This window comes from Bdellovibrio bacteriovorus (assembly GCF_002208115.1).
In the GTDB taxonomy this organism is placed as follows: Bacteria; Bdellovibrionota; Bdellovibrionia; order Bdellovibrionales; family Bdellovibrionaceae; genus Bdellovibrio; species Bdellovibrio bacteriovorus_C.
Map to the genome: position 1 here is coordinate 2,166,883 of NZ_CP020946.1, position 20,363 is coordinate 2,187,245.

The following is a 20,363-nucleotide window of genomic DNA, read 5'->3' on the forward strand; positions in this document are numbered from 1 at the left end:
AGGTGGCGTTCACCTCGCCCATGCAGTTGAGTGCTAATTAGACTAATAGGAGTTATCTCCCCCCTTTTTTTTCAGTCTTACCTAGAGGCTGACCGAGAAAAAGGGGACACCCCCTCGGCACAAAAAAAGCGAGAATACGCGAACACAACTCCGTGCGGAAATTCACAGAACACTCAAAAATTTCAAAGCCCCTGTGACATCTTGTTAACAAGTTTATTAGGACTTATATCTCCGCCGATTACGGAGAACTTATGCCTTTTGGAACTCTTACTTCCCTATTCAAAGATCGCAAAGCAGTTATTGGAATTATCGGACTTGGCTATGTGGGACTTCCACTTGCTTTGAGATACTCGGAAGAAGGGTTCCCCGTTGTTGGCTTCGATATTGATGAGACCAAATCTGTAAAAATCGCCGCTGGGCAAACTTACATTGAGCACATCACTTCAGAATCCATCAAAAAAGCAACGCAAAGAGGGTTTCGAGCAACTACTGATTTCTCCGAGATTTCAAAAGTAGACGCCATCGTCATCTGCGTTCCAACTCCGCTTAACAAGTATCGCGAACCAGATCTTAGCTTTGTTATTAACACAACAGAAAGCCTTCTTCCATTCCTGAGAACCGGCCAAGTCGTCAGCTTGGAAAGCACGACTTACCCGGGAACCACCGACGAAGAGCTATTGCCACGTATTGAATCCCGCGGCTTTAAAGTTGGCGAAGATATCTTTCTTGTATTCTCTCCAGAACGCGAAGATCCAGGCAGAAAAGACTTTACCACAAAAACCATCCCGAAGGTTGTCGGCGGCTTCTCGCCAAAATGTCTTGAGATCGGCAAGCTGCTTTACGGCGGCGTTATTGACACCGTAGTTCCAGTCAGTTCAACCAAAGCGGCGGAAATGACCAAGCTGCTTGAAAACATTCACCGTGCAGTCAACATCGGTCTTGTGAATGAGCTCAAAGTGGTCTGCGACAAAATGGGCCTTGATATCCACGAGATCATTGATGCTGCCAGCACCAAACCATTTGGCTTTGTGGCTTATCGCCCGGGGCCGGGCCTTGGCGGCCACTGCATCCCTATCGATCCGTTCTATTTGACCTGGAAAGCCCGTGCTTATGGCGTAAACACAAAGTTCATTGAGCTGGCCGGTGAAGTGAACTCCTCCATGCCCGAATATGTTATGGGGAAAATTAACTCCGGACTGAATACTCACAAAAAGTCCATCAATGGATCTCGCGTGCTGGTCGTTGGCATCGCATACAAGAAGAATGTTGACGATATGCGCGAAAGTCCAAGTGTTATGATTATGGAGCACTTGCGTGATGCAGGGGCAAACATCGACTATGCGGACATGCATGTCCCGGTGTTCCCGAAAATGCGTGAGCATAAATTTGATTTGAAGAGTGTTGAGGTCAATGAGGACTCACTGAAGCAATACGACTGCGTGCTGATCGCGACTGACCATGATCGGTTTGACTATGGAATGATTCAGAAAAGTGCGAAACTGATCGTGGATACCCGCGGGAGATACCGCGGGGTTCATGGGAATGTTATTAAGGCGTAGGACAGCTATCTACAAATAACCTGAAACTTGTAGTTTTGGACTTCTATACCGTTTCTATAAGCAATATCGCACATGGATTTTCTTAATGTTCTGTCGGAATAGTCATATAAAATAACTACTTTATCATGATCTATGATCAAGTCTTTAACCAAATCCTCAAAACGCTTGATCGAGTCACTTCCGGCAGCTTTCATATCGACAAGAACGGTTGCGAATCTTCGTCCCTCCAACATACCTACGACTTCTTGCATGGTGGGAACCTTAAACCCACCCTTCATTCTTGGTATTTCTGACAGCATTGTTTTAGAAATCACAACATTCTTTTCACCATAGCTACAGGTATCCGAATCATGCATGATGATCAACTCATTGTCCCTGGTGGATCGCACGTCAAACTCGACGGTTGAGACTTCCGACGCAATTAGGTCTTTCAAGCTCTCTAGCGAATTATGGGGGAAGCTATGTCCTGAAGATTTAGTTGCCATGCGATGGCCTTCATAAGAAATATCGGCCGGGTAGATAGCATTGTTGCCGCACTCCTGGGCGCAGCCTACCAAGAAACCACTCACGCAAAATAACAACGCCCAAATCAATACATTCTTCAAACCAATCATGGCTTGTAAATATATCGTTATTTGTTTTCAAGCTCAAGAGGCACCTATTTTTTCGACATACGACCAGGACAATTTCGCTAAGTCACAAAGTCATGGGCCAAGTTAGTTTTTCTACCAACCGCTGTGCGGGGTTCCGACGTTTTGACGAACTCGACGACCAAATGATTCTGCAACAAGATAGCAGGAGAAAGCGCTAACGTAAAAACTTCGCGGACCTGGTTTGCGGCATCAGCCCCCTGCTTCCTTTTCATTCGACGATACGACGCCCATGAAAAATAGCAGACAAAAGGATAAATCAAAGGAAACAACATCAGGGCTGTATAGTTCACCCGATTCGCATGAACTTTGACCAGCTCCAAGCCGGCAAGTTTTGCAAAGAGCCTAAGTCTTTGGATACCAATAAGATTCACATGCCCAAAATACATCTTATTTTGGCGATCAGGATTGAACCAAACGCTGTCGATTTCATTGGGTGGCATAATCTTACCCATGAGTTCACTTTCATTAAAAAGGTACGACATTCGAGCCCGCAAATTGGAATAATTGGGAGTTGTGACTAATAGTGTACCCTGGCTTTTAAGAACTCGCGCGAACTCGGACAGCACCCGGAGCTGATCGGTTACGTGTTCTATGCCCTCCTGACACAAGATAAAGGCGAAGGTTTGATCTGCATATGGAAGTTTTTCGGCGAGGTCGACATAGGCACAGTTGATCTCTGGAACACGGAAGAATTCTGGAATCAGGTCGCCGGCAACGACGTTGGCACCCAGAGCATGAAGCTGCCTTGCAGAAACACCATTCCCGGCTGGCAAATCCAGGACATCTTTGCCAGCAAAGAAATCCTTTCGATTCTCAATCCACTTTTGTACGTAAAACTTAATGTCTTTTGAACCGAAGAAATACATAGTTCCAGCCGCATGAAGGTTGATGAAACTCTATAGTTGTTTAGTTGGAATATGATTTCAACTCTAGAATGTGACGCTAGTGCTCGCCAGCAATCGTCCGATCACACTTGCCACTTAGGCACTTAAGTCGGCTTATACTCCGGCACCAAGCTTTTTAGCACCTCGCGCACGGCGGGTTCATCACCCGTACTGCATGCGCTGCGCATCTGATCTAAAGACTGCATAAGCTTAGACAATTCGATCGAAGCCTCTTCCGCTGTCATGATTCGAGGGTGAGCAGTCCAGCTTACGTTTTCACCGATAAGTAATTCTTCATACAGCTTTTCGCCGGGGCGAAGTCCGGTGAATTCTATACTGATATCACCTTGTCCGGTATCTGGGTTTCGAACCTCAAGACCACTGAGCTCGATCATCTTTTTAGCAAGATCCACTATCTTTACTGATTCGCCCATATCAAGCACGAAGACATCCCCACCCTTACCCATGGCTCCGGCCTGCAAAACAAGCTGAGCCGCTTCGGGGATGGTCATGAAGTAACGAGTGATATCAGGATGAGTTACAGTAACCGGGCCCCCGTGACGAATCTGTTCTTTAAACAAAGGTACGACGGAGCCGGAGGACCCTAATACATTTCCGAAACGAACCATACAAAAACGCGTAGAATGGGACTTGTCCTGAGACAACCCTTGCAAAACCAGCTCGGCCAGACGTTTTGAAGCCCCCATAATGTTTGTTGGTCGAACAGCTTTGTCGGTGGAAATCAGAACAAAGGTTTCTACCTTACATTTGATAGCCGCTTTTGATGCCGACAGTGTTCCAAAGACATTGTTCACAATGCCCGCAATGACATTGGATTCAACTAGGGGCACGTGTTTATAGGCAGCCGCATGATAGATCGTTTGAACTCCGTGGCTTGCGATCATTTTTTCTAAATGTTCGGTATTTAGAACATCACCCAGAACCGGAACAACTTCAAAATTAATACGGTGCTTAAGAATGTCTTGCTCGATCTTGTACAGAGCGTACTCGGCCTGCTCAAAAATGATCAGCTTTTTCGGGGTATTCAAGATAATCTGGCGACACAACTCAGAACCAATAGATCCACCCGCCCCTGTCACCAATACGACTTTGTCGCGAATGCATGACTTAATCAGGTCTTCAAACGGCGGAACAGGATCACGGCCCAACAGATCTTCGACGCCCACCTCACGAATGTCTTCGATACGGACCTTGCCATCGACGAGTTCGCCAATGCCTGGAAGAGTTTTCAAGCGAATGTCGACATTTTCAAAGCGCTGGATTATTTCACGACGGCGGGACCTGCTGGCTGAAGGCATTGCGATGAGAAGTTGATTGCAGTCCTCAGCACCCATGATATTCAAAGCTTCGTCAGGAGAGTAAACGCGGATACCGGCAACACTAGTCCCGTGCAGCTGTCTATTGTCGTCGAAGAATGCAACCGGCCTAAACTCAGGACCTGACATCAGCGCCAAAGCTGTTTGCAAACCAGATCGGCCCGCACCGTAAATAGCCACGGGTTGTCTGCGATCTTGCTCCCGCTCTAAAGAGCGCAACACGCCTCGCGCAATAAAACGACTAGAAGTAATATAGGCAATCGCTATAATCCAGTAAATCACGATAGATGAGCGTGGAACGCCCGTAACATTTCCCATTACAACGGCCGCAGTAAGCAATAGCACAGAAAGACTCACACCATAAAAGACGGTCGCAATAATGCGATCATCCATGTATCGAATCACAGCTCGGTACAATCCTACTCGAATAAAGATCGGGACAGTCAGAAACGGAATAGCAAGAAACAGCCACCAGAACGACGAAACTTCAGGGCGAACTGTACCCAAGCGCAAAGCAATCGCGGAATACAACGCCAAAGGAAGAAGTATGACGTCGCAGAAAAGCATGATGAAAATCTTAATTCTTCGCGGCAGTCCCGCAATACGCACAAACATCTGAGATTCCTTATAAAATCAGTGATGGATCATTACATAAGGAACTTTGATCTACAATACTTCATATATACGCCATGGCGCACCCCTATCAAAAAAACTCGACCTAAAATACCAACATTTGACTTCGATCTCGATATTTTGAATCGTTGAGTTTTAAGAGGAAACAATGAACAAAAAACCCATTTTCATCATAGGAGCTGGCGGACATTCCAAAGTAACGTCAGAAATCATCACCAGCCAAAACTGGGAAATTTTAGCCTACATTGACGAAGGAAGCACCTCAGACCACTTCCTTGGGAAGCCCGTATTCAAGAGCTTGGAGCAAGCTGAGTCTGCCAATCCGTCAGTCGACCATGCCTTCATTGCTATTGGCAACAATGAAGCCAGATCCAAATGGGCCAATATTCTTTCTAAAAATGACTACACACTTCCTCACTTTGTCCACCCATCAGCCTTGGTGTCCCCTAGCGCCCAACTGTCGCAAGGAGTCTTAGTCTGCGCGATGGCTGTTGTCGGCCCCTCTGCCATCGTAGGACAAGGCACCATTGTAAATTGTGGCGCTATCATAGATCATGACTCCGTTGTCGGCTCATTCGCGCACTTAAGCCAAAGAGTGCTCGTTTCCGGCGGTGCAAAGATCGGGTCAAATGCACTCGTCGGACCGGGAAGCATAATTGAAAAACTTGCTGCGGTTAAAGAAGACTCCATTATAGCCTCAGGAACCGTAATTGCAACGGCGCGCAAACAGTGCTTTCAATGACAACGCCATCCATCTCACTGTACCATCAGCTTTCATTTATGATTAAACGTATTTTTGACCTTGTTCTTTGTGTTATCGCTTTTGCAATTTTTGGAATACCGTTGTTGCTAGTTTACGTAGCCGTGAAAGTTACGTCTAAAGGACCAGCACTTCACTGGTCCAAACGAGTTGGAAGAGACAATAAAATTTTTCTAATGCCTAAGTTCAGATCTATGTTGGTGGATACCCCGCAAGTTGCCACCCATTTGCTTACAGATCCAAAAAAGTACCTTACCCCTATCGGCGGATTAATCCGCAAAACGAGCTTGGACGAGCTACCGCAGTTACTGTCGGTTTTAAAGGGTGATATGAGCTTTGTCGGGCCGCGTCCGGCCCTTTTCAATCAAGATGACCTGGTAGCTCTGCGAACCCAGCATGGCATTGAAAAACTTAAACCAGGCATAACCGGCTGGGCCCAAGTAAATGGGAGAGACGAACTGCCTATTCCTGTTAAAGTTGAGTTTGACAAGTACTACGTAGAAAACCAATCCGTAGCCTTAGACATCAAGATTCTGCTCATGACTGTATTCAAGGTTATGCGCAGTGACGGAGTCAGCCACTAATGTTCAAAGTTTTGTTAACTGGTGCATCCGGCTTTGTTGGCAGCAACTTCTTACAACGTCATGGTGAAGATTTCACCATAACTACGGTAAGTTTAAAATCATCTTCTCCAGAATCCTTAAACCTTCGTGGCTACGACTGCATACTTCACTGCGCCGCCTTGGTTCACCAGATGCAAGGTGCGCCCGAAGATCAATACTTTGCAGTCAACTACGAGTTAACTAAAAAACTGGCTAATACTGCAAAGCGAGCCGGAGTTCCCCACTTTGTATTTGTCAGCACTGCACACGTCTTTGGCGACTCGGGAGATTTATACGACCACGCCAGAAGACTGGATGAAAAATCACCATGCCACCCGCATGATCCTTATGGCCGAAGCAAGCTTGCAGCGGAGCAATATCTTCAATCTTTGTCCGATGAAACTTTCAAAGTTTCCATCGTAAGACCACCAATGGTTTATGGAAAAGGTGCCAAAGGAAACATCCTTAGCCTTATCAAATTGGTAAAAACTGTCCCTTTTATGCCTTTGGGCTACAAAGAGAACGCCAGGAGTATTGTTTACGTAGGGAATCTTTGCTACCAACTCTCTCTGATTATCCAAAAGAGAGCTGGCGGAATATTCCTTCCTCAAGATAGGGAGCCTATTTCAATTGGAACCCTGGTTGAATCCATTGCTCTTGCCTTAAAGGTAAAACGAATCATCTTTAAGCCGCCACAAATGCTTCTTAAGGCATTATTTGCATTAACCCCAAAGGTCTCCCTACGACTATTTGGAACTCTCGCAATGAACAGCACCGAAAGCGACAGAGCCATTGAATACAAAGCCCCGATGACTACATTGGAGGCATTACAAGAGATGATTCGGAATTAAGCTACAAGCAAGTCAAGAAAAACCCATCCATTAATTGACCAAAGTGTCTCACTTTTCTCTCGCCAGACTATTAACGAAGAAGCTTAGTACATAGTTTTTTTTAATCCCAAAGTTTCCTTTCATTTCTTGGCGGAGCATTTTTGCCCCCCTCCCTTATAACTTGCGTCTGCCGCCAAAGTATGGGCGATGGATTTTATTCAGGACCAATTGCTCGATGGTCGAGATATCCACTACCTTACTTTTGTGGATAAGCTTATTCGTGCGATGATTCTCATAAAGACCCTGATCTTCCGAGGGGACAGGTCAAACACATCGAGACTCGAAAAACCTCCTTCCTGATAAAGGGGGAAGCTCACACTCATTGACTAATTCCACCACTGTTAACGAAAAATAGTTACTATCGTCACGTGTCGCCGTGGCGCGCCATGATGCCATATATTTGTGTTAGCATGATGATTTTGCGCTCAAATTAGGTGTATACAGAACCTTATCGAATTGGGAACAGGGATTCTCGGTTTTGAGAACTTGGAAAGGCATTAAATAAATGTTCAAAAACTGCAAACCTCTGAATGAACTTACAAGTGTAATTCAAAGAAACAAGTGGGTGTTCTGCGTGACTCTGGTCACGTTGTTAGCATTTTTCTCTTATTGCATTTCTTTGAATCCTCGCACCCCACGCGCACGCATTGTAGTTCAAATTGCAGATTGGGCTGTTCCATACTTAGGCAAAAGCATTGGGCTTGACAACATTTGGAATGAAGATGTCCTTCGTTTGAAAGTTTCCGAATATCCACAAGAAGCTACTCGCCTTGAAGCTAGCAGCCCCATTTTTTGGGGAGAAAACTCAGTTCTAACGATAGATTCCATTTCCACGGACGTCGAAGGACAAACTGTAACATTGCTCCTGGAGAAATACGAAGGAGACAAATTCCACATCAAAGGTCCAAAAGCCACGACGGAGTGCGTAGTGGGCACCTTATGTCGTTCTGAGGAAAATAAGACCAATCTCCTAATTAGCCGTTTTTCTGCTCCGTCTGGTAAGATGATGGAAGTTGCTCTTGGAACTACCCAAGAGTTTCTTAGTGATTTACAGAAAAAAGTTCGTGTCCAAAGTATTCCTGGCATCTTTGGCCTAGTGGAGATCTCGATCGTCGGAGTCGCTGGCAAACAAGCCGAGCAACGTCTTCGCTATCTTGCAGACCTCTATATTAAAAACCTAAAAAAGGTTTTAGGAGACAAACTCCTAATGCGTGTCAACGCGATGGCGGAAATCATACCTGGTCTTCTTTTCGTAGATACTACGGGCGAGATTCATACATTAAATGCACCGGCTATTTTCTCAGCAGACAAGTATAACAAATACTTGCCAGATGCCACTGCAACATTTCAGGAGTTGTTAGTCTTAGAAGAATACCTAGTTCTAGAGCAACTAGATTCTATTGGCTCTACAAAAGAAGATTCTTCCCCTCATAATAAAGGTAATGGAAATAAAAAGTACGAGCGCACTTTGGGAAGACGCTTAAGCCTTCTAAAGAAATTAGAAAATCTACCTCTGTCTACAAGACAACAGTTTTTCCAAGATCTCCAACAAAATTTAACGCGCAACCTGACCCTGCGAGTATCTCAGAAAATTAATCTCGAGCTAGAGAACCGGGGGAAAATACAAGATTCTATTGTGGTGGCTTCACAGCCTCAAATAGATGCATCGACTAGCAATTTATATACAATCTCTGTGGCACTCTTTATTGCGGTGATCAGCTTTTTAGGGGCACTCACATTGGTGTTAATACGCGACAATAATTTCTTAACTCGCATTCAAAATGCACTCTCTACCCGCTTTCACCAAAGTTAAACCATGTTGGCAATAGGGCTTTTGATTCTTTTTCTTTTTGGTGCTTCACGCGGTCGGGTTACTTCTCCGGAAGTTATTCTAGTAAGCCCTTGGCTTGCGGGCACAACCGTCCTTACTGCCGCGGGAATGCTACCTTTCGTCCCGACACTGCAATACCTTCTTCTCTTTTCATTTATAATGTTTGAATACTTCTTTTTGTCGTTCATATGTCAAGGCCTTACCCTGCAACGGCCTCCAACTTTAAAAAATGTAGCCATATTCTCTAAAGAAATAGCTCCAATGCTTGTTGTCTTATTCACAATTCCAGCTGTCTTTTACTTGGCAAAAGTTTTCATCAATGTGCAAGAAAGCGGAGTAGGTTTTGGGCAATATATTCTAAAGGTGCGTGCTTTAGCCCACGCCGGCCATGGAATTGATGTTAAACACCCCTATATCTATCGAATCATAAACTTCGGATTAGCCGGGACTTTTTTACTTTATTATGAACGAACGCGAAATTTAGTTACGCGATCCATGTTCCTTTTCTACATGGCATTGTTTTCGTTGGTACTTTTAGCTAGTCTCATGGAAGGCAATCGATCGAACATCATTTTTTATGCTATCTGCTTCTTTATTGCATACCTTACTTCATCCAAAGTTCACTACTTAAAAATTTCCTTGGCAGTCACCGCATTTATCGTCCTGTTTTCGATTTCAAATCCTATTTTCCGCCTAAATATGTCATTGAGCTGGGAAGCATTTGTCATTGGACTAAAATATTTCGGTGTGTACGCGTTTGGTACAATTCTATCATTTCCGCACTACTGGTCCTACGACATCAGCCAATACTGGGGTGCCTTCGATATTATCGTTAGTAAATTTCTAGGACCTAATGCACATTTACTTGGAGCAAAGGAATTCTTCATTATCGACTACGTAAAAATATTCGAAAATCTAGATACTAATGTCTACTCAGGTTATGCCGTATTAGACAATTACCTTGGGGCAGGAGCCCTTCTCTACCTCTTTATAAAAGCCATGTTTTTTGGTGTATTTTATAGACTAAAGGATCTTCATAGCTTCTTTGGGGCAAGCTACATCATTCTATTATCAGGGTTAGCCCTGACAATTTACCACGACTTTTTTATTACTTCTCTCTATTTGATCTTTAACTTAGGTTTGTTCTGGATACTGAGTGCAGTTTGCAAAAAAGCTGCGCTTGCATTCCACTGCTTTTATAATTGGCTCGCTCGAATTTGATCTAATAGATAGCCAGACTGAAATACTAAATCACGTTCTCGAATATACTCTTTAGAGGCACCTTTATTTTGCCTGCTGTACTCTTCCAAAAAGACCTCAATAAGTCTCGCCGCCTCGTCAACAGAGGCATCATGTCTAATGTTCAAACAGCGATCTGCACTTAGACTTCTCAACAAAGGCGTGCTTCCTAAGTCCGCCATGATGTTGATAATAGGCTTACCTGTCGCCACATACTCCACTACTTTACTAGGAGTCATAACACAATTAGTGTTCTCGACGTTCACAAGGATATCTGCCAGTTTCACGGCACTAATCGCCCCCTCTCTCGACAAAGGCCCATGATACTTGCTTATGTCTCCATCCACCTCAAAGTGAAAACCATTCGGGGGGCCATAAACATTAAACTCATAAGGAATTTTATTCATCTTTCCCAGTTTTGCGAAAATAGCGAGCATACGGTCTGGCTCACGAATGCCTTTATGAAAATTACCAACGTAAACGACATTAATTTTCTTTCTAGATTCTTTAGCTGAAGATGCCGAATTGAAAAGTTCAAAATTTACTAAGTGAGGTAGGATCTTTTATCCTCCATAAACCCATCACAATGGATAAATGCTGTAGCCGACTATCTTGACCAATTCGATTTATCAGTTGGAAGGGCAAAGTATACAAATTTGAAGTCCAAATAAGTTCGCCGCACCAATGCCATCAATCCAAATCCACCAATTATTTTTAACATCAAACGATTTTTCCGTGACAATACCAAACTCAAATAAACGGGGTTCACTCCAAGAATTTGCACACAGAAGAATATTGCAACAGACCGTTAAAATGCTGCGATGATTCTCACAAAGTCTTAGGATCATTCGGTGGGGATAGGGCAAAATACGTCGAGACTCAAAAATCCCTCTTCCAGATAAAGGGGTGAATTCACCGGTAGATAATATTAATTGGGACCAATAAAGAAACAACGTCACCTCAAGTAACAAAGATATCCCACCACCCCTTGTCTACTCAAATAGGCGATTAGAATAGATCTCTTCAGGAAAAAACTTTCTTATGAAGTCCGGGTCAACCAGCTCCTCCGGTTCGTAGCGACACACATCCACCAGATAGTTATAAAATGTATTTTGAATCCCAATTCTCTCAGACAAAACACCAGGCAGGCAGAAAATCGGACGCTCTTCATTGGCCTTAGCAATAGCCTCAGCCACGCCATCTACTTTCAGACCATACCCCTTCACATACATCGGCACCTTGCCATACACAATCTGCTGTGAGGGATTCAGAGTCGAAAACAGAAAGGACTGGTTTCTTGGCCCGGTCGTGCTGAAATAGTCCTCGGTAAACTCATGTCGGCGATAAAATGACAGTGTCATCGCAGGCTTATGATCACCGAAAATCACAAACATCACAGGACGTTTGCTTTTCTTCGCCAACTCTGCGGCCGCAGACTGGAACTCTAAAAACTGTTTTACAGTTTTATCAAGTTTTTCTTTATAAACCGCCTCGCCACCGTCACCATCTGTGTCAGCATAGGGTCCGTGGGTATAAACAGTGATAAGAAAAGCAAAAGTCTTTTTTCCAGCTTCAAGATTTTCTTGGTACTTTGCAAGGGCCAAATCAAAAAGCACTTTATCTTCTGGATATTTGCCTTTTTCTGGCAGGTTCATATCCTCTGCAAAGAAAGATCTTTGAAATCCGAATTTCGGGTGAACGATATCACGCTTCCAAAAGAAGCCGTCATTGGTATGGGCTGACCAAGTGTCATAGCCATTTTCAGCAAATATTCGAGGAACCGCCATGGCCTCCTTGGAATACCGCTCAGCAAAGTACTGAAAATCAATGCCCTTATAGCGGCGGCTTGGCAAGCCCGTCAAAACCTCGAACTCGGCCTCGGCCGTCATCCCACCATACACCGGAGAAATCACCGTCGAATGGGCAAAGCCCTCTTTTTCAAGGTCTGCAATCGGGGTCACAAAGCTGTCATTACTGCTGGTGTAACAAGATTCACAAAGCACCAGGAACACATCGGGTTCTTCCTTCGGTCTTTTTACATCCACCAAAGACTTTACATCGTCATATGGAAGCTTGCCTTTGGTCGGGATCTGGCCCGTTGGTAAAGTCAGGAAAATATGATTCAAAATGCCATTTTCTTTGACGTTGGTAGTGAAACTCCAATCCACATAGTTCACCCGGGTCACCTTAAACAAGGTACCCACCAAACTGTCTTGAGTTTCAGTTGGCTGCCGCTCCTGCACAAAAGATGTCGCAACAACAAAAAACACCGGCAAGAACAAGAGTTGCTTCTTCGAGAAGGACAACCCCCTCCATAGAGTTACCAGAATTCCGATCACAATCGCTGGCAGAACATAGTCTGCATAACTTTTTAGGAACAACGCCTGCTTCCATGCAAAGATGTCTGAAGCCTCAAACGGAGAGTTCGTCAATGCCATCTTCATTAGATGGATTCGCAGAAAAAAACATTCGACGAAAAACACCAACAAGGCTGCAGAGAAAGGCCTTAAAAACAACAAACAAGAGAAATACAGCAACCAGGGCATCAAAAGTTTGCCGGGCAAGCTGATCTTAAAAACAGCAACTTGCAACGATATACTTAGAAGACTTAGGAGCAACAAACCCCATAAGACTAGATTTCTATTTGGCACTTTCAAACGCATCAGCTGGATATCCTACATAAATTTCGTCCCCCCACACCAGCATTAACGCGTGTGAGCGCAAAAACTCAGTGACAGATTAGCGTTCAAAAAATAAAGTTCTTCAATGTCCATCAATACATCCAAGTTTACTTCCACCTTGATTTTAGCTTTTTTTCCTCTGTCGCTTGCCATCAATCTTGTGAACTTTTTCTGGATGGATACTGTCTTTATTTTGAGCACTATCGGAGCATTGTTTTGGGCAAAAAGGAGCCACTCGGACCTCAAAGAGGTTTTCGGTTTAAAAAGTAAGACTTTGCTTGTACTACTTCTTATTTACTTCTTTTCTGGAATTACTGGATATGTCCTGCATAGCCCCATGCAGACCAACGAGTGGGTTAAAATCTCAAACCTACGCTGGATCTGGGGATTATTTGCATGCTACTCCATCGGGCACATTCTTGCTGCACAAGGCAAAAAAATGCTTGATCACCGGCACTTTATAGCATTGCTGACAGTCCTACTTGCGATAGTTTTCAACCATCTGAATGTGACGTCGGGAGCTTTCTTCAGCCCAGCGGTCAGACTTCAGGGATTTTATAGCAATCCCGCCTTTTTTGCCATGGCCGCAGTGGTACTTTGGGCATCCTTGATACCTTACTTAATTTACAACCATTCCAAAGCATCGGGACTTGGGGCGACAGCTCTTCTCACCTGCCTTACTGTCATTCTTATCGCGACCTACACAAGATCATCGTGGATTGCCATGGTTGCCGTTTTAATTTTTACTTTATTCTACACCAAAAACAAAAAGGCAATTTTGGTAGCTGGTTTAACACTGGCAGCAGCCACAACAGCAGTACTATTTAATCTGTTCCAAATGAAGGATAGGATTTTACAAACCCTTGATTTTTCCGGTGTCTCTCAGGGAGCTCGCATCGAGATCTGGAACGCCACATGGCACATCTTCCTGGATCACCCTGTCTTTGGCGTTGGCTTTGAGTATGCTGTAAAACTTTACAAAGACTATTACATCAAGTTAGGTCAATCTACGGTCTACATCCCTGGCCACGCTCACAACCAATTCTTGGACGTTTTATCCGGATCTGGGATTGTCGGCTTGATCGGATACCTGGGTGTATTTGGGGCGGGCTTTGTCTTCTTCCACAAAAAATTCAAATCCGCGACAGACATCCTATCAAAACAGCTTTCCTTAGGCTCCTTACTTTGCATCGTCGCCTTGTTCGGCTGCTCCTTTACAGAAACCCCGATCATCCAACAGGAAACCCGCAATTACGTGCTTATAGTGCTGGGCTTTTCCTATGGATACCTGTCTCGCGGCGCGGGCACTAGTCAAACAACCGATCCCCGTAAATCTCATCTGTAAAGTAATTCTTTAAGACGTCCGGATCGACCAACTCTTCCGGATCTTTGCGGCAGGTGTCCACCAGATAGGTGAAATATGCCGTGTGGACACCCAGTTGCTCAAACATAAGGCCCGGCAGACAAAACAAAGGCCGATTGCTGTTGGCTTTAGTAATTTCCGCCGCCACCGCTGAATCATCCATCCCATAGCTTTTCACGTACAATGGCACCTTGCCGAACACGATCTGTTGCGCTGGATTCAAGGTCGAAAACTGAAAAGACTCGTTTTTAGCACCTTTAGAGCTAAAAAAGTCTTCATTGAATTCATGACGTTTATAGAAAGAGATCGTCATGGCGGGTTTGTGATCCCCAAATATCACGAACATCACCGGGCGGTTATTCTCCCGAGCTAATCTTACCGCTTCGTTCTTAAATTCCAAGTACTGACGTACGGTGATTGCAAGCCTTTGCTTGTAGTCGGCCTCACCACCATCACCGTCAGTTTCTGTATAGGGACCGTGTGTGTAAAGGGACAGAAGGAATGCAAAAGTCTTCTTCCCCGCCTTCAGGTTTTCTTTATATTCTGAAAGTGCCAGATCAAAAAGAATCTTGTCTTCGGGATAAGTGCCTTTTTTCCCTTCCAGATTCATCGAATCAGAGAAAAAAGTCCTTTTAAATCCAAATTTCGGGTGGACGATTTCCCTTTTCCAGAAAAAACCCGGCAGAGGGTGTGACGAAAAAGTGTCGTAACCACTGTCTGCAAAAATACGAGGAATCGCATCGGGCTTTTCGGAGTACCTTTCTGCAAAGTACATATAGTCGATCCCCTTGTAACGACGACTTGGAAGGCCGGTCAGGACCTCAAACTCCGCCTCGGCCGTCATCCCCCCATATACTGGCGAAATGACTGTCGCATGTGCAAAACCGTCCTTTTCGAGATCCATAATCGGCGTCTCAAAGCTGTCGTTGCTGCTGGTATAGCAGGATTCGCACAACACTAAAAACACGTCGGGCTGATTCTTTGCTTTCTTAGGATCGATCATCGTCTTAAGATTGTCGTAGGGAAGCTTCCCCTTGGCCGGCACCTGCCCCGTCGACATGGTTAAAAAAATATGATTCAGAATTCCGTTTTCTTTGACGTTGGTGGCAAAGTTCCAATCCACATAAACCACACGGGCAAGCTTAAATAAGGAACTGACCGGATTTGCCTTAGCCTCAGTGGGATGGCGCTCCTGCACAAAGGACATCGCAACCATGAAAAAGACCGGTAAGAATAGCAATTGCTTTTTATTAAAAGACAGTCCTTTCCAAAGGGAAATCAGGATCCCTATAATGATCGCTGGGACCACATAGTCAACGTAGCTTTTTAAAAAGAAGGCCTGCTTCCAAGCAAAAAGATCTGATGCCTCAAACGGCGAATTCGTTAAGGCTAACTTCATCAGATGAATACGCGCCCCAAGACATTCAAGTAGGAAAACGAAAAATGCAGCTGGATAGGGCCTTAAAAAGACCAAGACCGAGAAATACAGCAGCCAGGGCATCAAGAGTTTAACAATCAGAAGATACTTAAAGGCAAATACCTGCAGAAGTACGCTAAGCACACTTAGCAGCAACAAACCCCATAGCACCTGATTTTTTTCCGGCCATCTGATTCGCATCGTTGAACCTTACAACAAAAGCAATTTAGAGTACTTGGCCTGGTATTCTTGCACGTACCTTGGCAGGCGCTCCACCCCAACCGGTTTAAATTTCATCGGGCGATTGAAGATGTCCTTCCCGGATCGCACCTGGGTTTCTACCCACTGGGGGTTGAACATATCTTCGGTCATGTATTCTGTATGACTGTAGGCGCGCATTTTTTTAAGAATCATCTCGGTTCCACCCATGAACGAGAAATGCCATCCCCCGTCCATCACCATGGTGTGTTCGCTGTCTTTTTTACTGCGATAGGTGCGCATGTTGTTACAGCCGTATTTCTTGAAATAGGAATAGTTCGCCATCACCGTTCCATGCCAAGGGATATAGTCCTTGTACATTTCGTTGGGCTCGGTGTGCTCATACGCCAAGTTGTTCAGGTAATAGTAGTAAAGCTCCTGATAAAAGGTCTTAATCCCCGGCTTATGCAGGTATTCGGTGACCTTTTCCGGAGTCGGGATTTCGTCCACGTCAGAGAAGATGATCACATCCTCAGGAGCACAATTCACCAGTGCTTTCGCCAGGGCGTTACGTTGATAGTCTTCACGGTCCCAGTTGCTGAAGGGTCTTAGCTTCTTCCAATTCACTTTCGGGAAGTCTTCGACCACCACATGAATGATCTTGGATTCAAACTGGGCGTAGCGTTGCTTGTTTTCGATATAAAAAAGCGGCTTGTCAGTCCCGCGGAAGGTCTTTTTGGATTCGATAATAACAAATTTATCGACGACCTTATCCAGTACGTTCAGGCGAATATCCAACAGATCCAGCTCATCATAAAACACAAAGCAATCGTATACCATGGGCCCAAAATACCGAATATGCTGGCAAAAATGTACCAGTAAGTCTTCAAAGGGTTTGCGTCAATTCATAAGACACAGCCTGTCGAAATGGATGTACAGCCCCAAGCCCTCGTAGTATGAAAAAACCATGAGCTTCCTGTTTTCATCCCTGGGCTTCCTTCTTCGCATCACCGTCATTGGCGCAGTCTTTCGCGCCATTGTGGCCATTTACCTGCAAATCTGGGATTTGATGGACTTTGCCTCCATCAAAAACACCTTTCCGGCCTTCCTGCACGGCTGGCACTTTGATCTGGCGATTGGTTCCGTTGTTTACCTTTTGCTGTACTGGATGATTCTTCTGTTTAAGCTTTCGCCGAAAGCCGCCAAACGCTGGAACTTCCTGTTTCTGTGGTTCTACATCGTCATGATCGTCACCGACTCTCTGTACGCCAAAGAGACCGGACGTCATTTGTCTTACGAAATTTACTCGCTCTTCACGATCGAAGGATCGATGCTGAGTCTTTTTGGTCGTTACTGGATCGCAGTGCTCGTCTCCTTGGCGGCGGCGGCCAGCTTGAATCTTTGGGTGTCCCCCAACTATAAAACCACGTCGGGCCCCGCGGGTCGCATCTTTGCCATGCTGGTGGCAGCCGTGATGGCGGTCATGGGATTCCGAGGCTTTGAAGGCATCCCACAGGACCCATCTTGGGCTTATCGCGCAGGCGGAGGCCCCCAAGGGGCCTTCTTGGCCCTGAACGGAGCCTATGGAATCTTCTGGGCCGCGGTGGGTGAAAAGAAATCCAGTAAAGAAAACATCGCCCTCCCCAAAGACATCAACACCGAGAAAGTTTTTGCCGCATGGAAAGCCCAGCGTGGCATCCATACACCCATCGGCGGCTTTGATGGCAACATCGTGATTGTCTTTCTGGAAAGTTGGTGGGGGTCCGAGGTCGACCGTATTCAAGACGGCGTTGAGATCCTGCCGTTCTTCAACAAACTTCGCCGCGAGTCCCTGCACACAGATCTGTTCCTGGCCGGCGGTCATCGCACCACCGAAGGGATTTTCTCAAGCATGTGCAGCCTTCCCAACCCACTGGGAAAAAGCATCATGTACTCGGAAATTGAAAACAAAGACTTTGTCTGCCTTCCCCGTTTGCTCAGCGAAAAAGGCTATAGCTCGGCCTTCTTCCAAGGATCTGATCAATACACCAGCGGCACGGGATTGTTGGTGCTAAAGACCGGCTTCCAAAGCTCGTATGGAAAACGCGACATTCCTGATTACGAGAAGCTTGAGCAAAACGCCTGGGGTGTTTACGACACGGATTTGTATAAATTTGCACTGGATAAAATGAACGGCCTGCGTGAGCCGTTCCTGGTGGGAATCAACACCAACACCACCCATGACAACTTGTTCCCGGCCAGAGCCGATCGCCAGAAGTATAAAACCATCCGCCAGTGGGCTGATACGGAACTTCAAGATTTCCATAAGCTGCTAGCCAGTCGCAAGTGGGAAAAAGACTGGCTGCTGGTCTTGGTTGCTGATCACACCACTTATGGTGGATCCAGCATCTTCGATCACTATGCGATTCCGTTCCTGATGAAACACTACACCAAAGACGGCAAAGAAAGCCGCGTGCTACCGAACAAACTTTTACCGGGAGCTTTCTCTCAGCCCGACATCGCGGCCACCTTGGCTGACATCACAGGCGTGAAAGCTCCGACGTTTTTGGGTCGCTCCTTGGCTCGCCCCGAATCATTCAGCCCGGGCGCCAGCATTTTCCATCTGGGTCAGTCGGCTTGGTTTGATGGTGATTGGGCCGTGGTCTTTAACATCCGCAAACCGGGTGAAGAAAGATGCTTTAAGTGGAAAGAGGACATGAGCTTCACCAAAGAATCCCCATGTCCCACCCAAGGAAAAAAAATGCACGAAGAAGGCTTAAGCTATATCAAAGAGTCGCAGGAGCTTTTGTTTAAGTGACAATCCGCATGTTATCAAAGAGTCCTGGATGCCAGTGGCTTGGGGACTCTTTTGATCATCGGATTTCGACGTTTTCTTTCCAACGTACTGCAATTCTCTGCCGTAGACAGCAAAATCCAAAGGTCGTTCCATGCACAAATGTGCTCGGCAATCTGAAAGACAGAATCATTCTTCAGATTACGAAATAACAGGATGCCATCCTCATGAGTCAAATTTGAAAGAACCTTTGGCATATCTTCAGAATCAAACATCACAGGCACCCGGTCCCAGTACCAAGCCACATACGAACTGGTCATTTCACCGCGAACCCGGTCTTCTTCCGTCGCTTCAAAATAAATATTCTTTATCGGAGTCCGCTTCACATCGTCAGAAAGAGCGAAAATTCCAGCACTCCCCACATTGTGAACCGTGACGGGCAAAAAGCTGACCAAGAAGAAATAGGCCACCCCAACATAGAAAAGCCCGCGACTCCAGTTTAATGTGTTCAATTTGACTCTTTGAGAAATCAGAAAAGCGGCCCCCAGAGCGATCCAAGGGAAAATAGGCACCAAATACTGCCGATTGTGGCGATGACTGAAACCATACACCGCAAAGTGGATAATAAATTCAAGGGCCACTGCACAGGCGAGCAACCGATGGTTTCGTTTCCACATCAACACCAGTCCGGGAATAAAGAGAAGAGCCACCAAATGAGCATGCGTCAATGCATCCCTAATATACCAAATAGCCCCCACCGGATCAGTCGCCGCCTCCTGAATATCGTTATGAACTACGAACTGGCGATACCAGTACGACTTCCAGAAAAGAAATCCTTGTGAGGAATAGTGACCCCAGGTAAACAGCCCCAGCGGAGCCAAGAAACCAATCAACGCGAGGCTCACCGCTCTGAGTTTCCAGCCACTTCTCATCAGGAAAAAAATCGCCACCGGAAATATCCCGACAGCGGCAGCTCCTTTAACAAGCACTGCCAAGCTTAGAAAGAATCCTGTCGCCAAACTATCCAGGGCCGAGCCATCAGGAACAACCCTGCTGGAAAAGTAAAACGCCACCAGCATAAAGGAAACCATCGGCATATCGAGCCAACCGCTGGACATAAAGTTCATATAAACATTAATAGACAAAAGACACAGCGTCGCCACCAAGGCCGTATTTTCATCAACCAAACGGCGAATAGCCGAGAAGAAAGCCAGCACCCCTACAATTCCCAAAATGGATGCTGAGAAATGTATTCCTTGGGCAGTCGCACCGAGCAACTTGATAGAAATCGCATTAAGCCAGAGGCCCAAATAAGGATGCTCTACAAAGGGATCAAAGATACCAGGGGCCAGCTTGGGGCGAAACCAATCCCCGCTCTCTAACAGTCCACGCGCTATTGCGCCATAGGTGGCCGTGTCTAATCCAACCCCAGGTTCCCAGCTGTTAGCAAAGACAAAAAAAACAAAAGAAAGTCCAATCCAAAGGACACTAGTCCCACGCATGTTGTCGCCTCATTGTAATGTAAACAAACATTACATCATCA

At 45.5% G+C, this 20,363-nt stretch carries 16 protein-coding genes; 8 read left to right on the forward strand and 8 right to left on the reverse strand.

Going from position 1 to position 20,363, the window contains the following annotated elements:
* The first annotated feature begins 251 nt into the window (after nt 1-251).
* Entirely contained in the window at nt 252-1,559 is a 1,308-nt protein-coding gene (locus B9G79_RS10475) for a nucleotide sugar dehydrogenase (RefSeq protein WP_088565463.1), read from the forward strand.
* Between the two features lie 5 nt (nt 1,560-1,564).
* Here the strand turns inward: B9G79_RS10475 and B9G79_RS10480 are convergent, their stop codons facing one another.
* The 3 genes from B9G79_RS10480 to B9G79_RS10490 form a co-directional block, all read right to left on the reverse strand.
* The gene (locus B9G79_RS10480) at nt 1,565-2,173 is read right to left on the reverse strand and encodes a glycerophosphodiester phosphodiesterase (RefSeq protein ID WP_088565464.1); all 609 of its coding nucleotides are present in this window, start codon (nt 2,171-2,173) and stop codon (nt 1,565-1,567) included.
* A 77-nt stretch (nt 2,174-2,250) separates the two neighbouring features.
* Nucleotides 2,251-3,078, reverse strand: coding sequence for a class I SAM-dependent methyltransferase (locus tag B9G79_RS10485; RefSeq protein ID WP_088565465.1), 828 nt, complete (start codon nt 3,076-3,078; stop codon nt 2,251-2,253).
* Nucleotides 3,079-3,200: 122 nt separating this feature from the next.
* Complete coding sequence (locus B9G79_RS10490) at nt 3,201-5,048, reverse strand: polysaccharide biosynthesis protein (RefSeq protein WP_088565466.1); 1,848 nt, start codon at nt 5,046-5,048, stop codon at nt 3,201-3,203.
* A gap of 166 nt (nt 5,049-5,214) precedes the next feature.
* Between B9G79_RS10490 and B9G79_RS10495 the strand changes: the two genes are divergently transcribed.
* The 5 genes from B9G79_RS10495 to B9G79_RS10515 all read left to right on the forward strand — a co-directional run bounded on the left by B9G79_RS10495 (nt 5,215) and on the right by B9G79_RS10515 (nt 10,370).
* Nucleotides 5,215-5,808 carry a NeuD/PglB/VioB family sugar acetyltransferase gene (locus tag B9G79_RS10495; RefSeq protein WP_088565467.1) on the forward strand — a complete coding sequence of 198 codons (594 nt, stop codon included), beginning with the start codon at nt 5,215-5,217 and terminating at the stop codon, nt 5,806-5,808.
* Between the two features lie 38 nt (nt 5,809-5,846).
* Nucleotides 5,847-6,410 carry a sugar transferase gene (locus tag B9G79_RS10500; protein ID WP_198298002.1) on the forward strand — a complete coding sequence of 188 codons (564 nt, stop codon included), beginning with the start codon at nt 5,847-5,849 and terminating at the stop codon, nt 6,408-6,410.
* On the forward strand, nt 6,410-7,279 hold the full coding sequence (locus B9G79_RS10505; RefSeq protein WP_088565468.1) for an NAD-dependent epimerase/dehydratase family protein: 870 nt from the start codon (nt 6,410-6,412) through the stop codon (nt 7,277-7,279). The genes B9G79_RS10500 and B9G79_RS10505 overlap by 1 nt, the downstream gene beginning before the upstream one ends.
* A 613-nt stretch (nt 7,280-7,892) precedes the next feature.
* Nucleotides 7,893-9,131 (forward strand): hypothetical protein, encoded by a 1,239-nt coding sequence (locus B9G79_RS10510; RefSeq protein ID WP_157678772.1) that lies wholly within the window; start codon nt 7,893-7,895, stop codon nt 9,129-9,131.
* 3 nt (nt 9,132-9,134) lie between these two features.
* A complete protein-coding gene (locus B9G79_RS10515) occupies nt 9,135-10,370 on the forward strand; it encodes an O-antigen polymerase (RefSeq protein WP_088565470.1) in 1,236 nt (411 codons plus the stop codon).
* Here B9G79_RS10515 and B9G79_RS10520 read toward each other — a convergent pair.
* Both B9G79_RS10520 and B9G79_RS10525 read right to left on the reverse strand, forming a co-directional pair.
* A complete protein-coding gene (locus tag B9G79_RS10520; protein ID WP_088565471.1) occupies nt 10,346-10,825 on the reverse strand; it encodes a hypothetical protein in 480 nt (159 codons plus the stop codon). The two genes, B9G79_RS10515 and B9G79_RS10520, sit on opposite strands and share 25 nt — an antisense overlap.
* Before the next feature lie 555 nt (nt 10,826-11,380).
* Nucleotides 11,381-12,832 carry an LTA synthase family protein gene (locus tag B9G79_RS10525; RefSeq protein ID WP_232468563.1) on the reverse strand — a complete coding sequence of 484 codons (1,452 nt, stop codon included), beginning with the start codon at nt 12,830-12,832 and terminating at the stop codon, nt 11,381-11,383.
* A 322-nt stretch (nt 12,833-13,154) separates the two neighbouring features.
* On the opposite strand from B9G79_RS10525, the gene B9G79_RS10530 reads away from it, so the two are divergent.
* Complete coding sequence (locus tag B9G79_RS10530; RefSeq protein ID WP_088565473.1) at nt 13,155-14,414, forward strand: O-antigen ligase family protein; 1,260 nt, start codon at nt 13,155-13,157, stop codon at nt 14,412-14,414.
* Here the strand turns inward: B9G79_RS10530 and B9G79_RS10535 are convergent.
* Both B9G79_RS10535 and B9G79_RS10540 read right to left on the reverse strand, forming a co-directional pair.
* The gene (locus tag B9G79_RS10535) at nt 14,377-16,050 is read right to left on the reverse strand and encodes an LTA synthase family protein (protein WP_088565474.1); all 1,674 of its coding nucleotides are present in this window, start codon (nt 16,048-16,050) and stop codon (nt 14,377-14,379) included. The genes B9G79_RS10530 and B9G79_RS10535 overlap by 38 nt on opposite strands.
* Before the next feature lie 9 nt (nt 16,051-16,059).
* Nucleotides 16,060-16,887 (reverse strand): N-acetylglucosaminyltransferase, encoded by an 828-nt coding sequence (locus B9G79_RS10540; protein ID WP_088565475.1) that lies wholly within the window; start codon nt 16,885-16,887, stop codon nt 16,060-16,062.
* Nucleotides 16,888-17,014: 127 nt separating this feature from the next.
* Between B9G79_RS10540 and B9G79_RS10545 the strand changes: the two genes are divergently transcribed.
* The gene (locus B9G79_RS10545; RefSeq protein WP_088565476.1) at nt 17,015-18,844 is read left to right on the forward strand and encodes an LTA synthase family protein; all 1,830 of its coding nucleotides are present in this window, start codon (nt 17,015-17,017) and stop codon (nt 18,842-18,844) included.
* A 14-nt stretch (nt 18,845-18,858) separates the two neighbouring features.
* On the opposite strand, the gene B9G79_RS10550 is transcribed toward B9G79_RS10545, so the two are convergent.
* Nucleotides 18,859-20,322 (reverse strand): ArnT family glycosyltransferase, encoded by a 1,464-nt coding sequence (locus B9G79_RS10550; protein WP_088565477.1) that lies wholly within the window; start codon nt 20,320-20,322, stop codon nt 18,859-18,861.
* Nucleotides 20,323-20,363 lie beyond the last annotated feature (41 nt).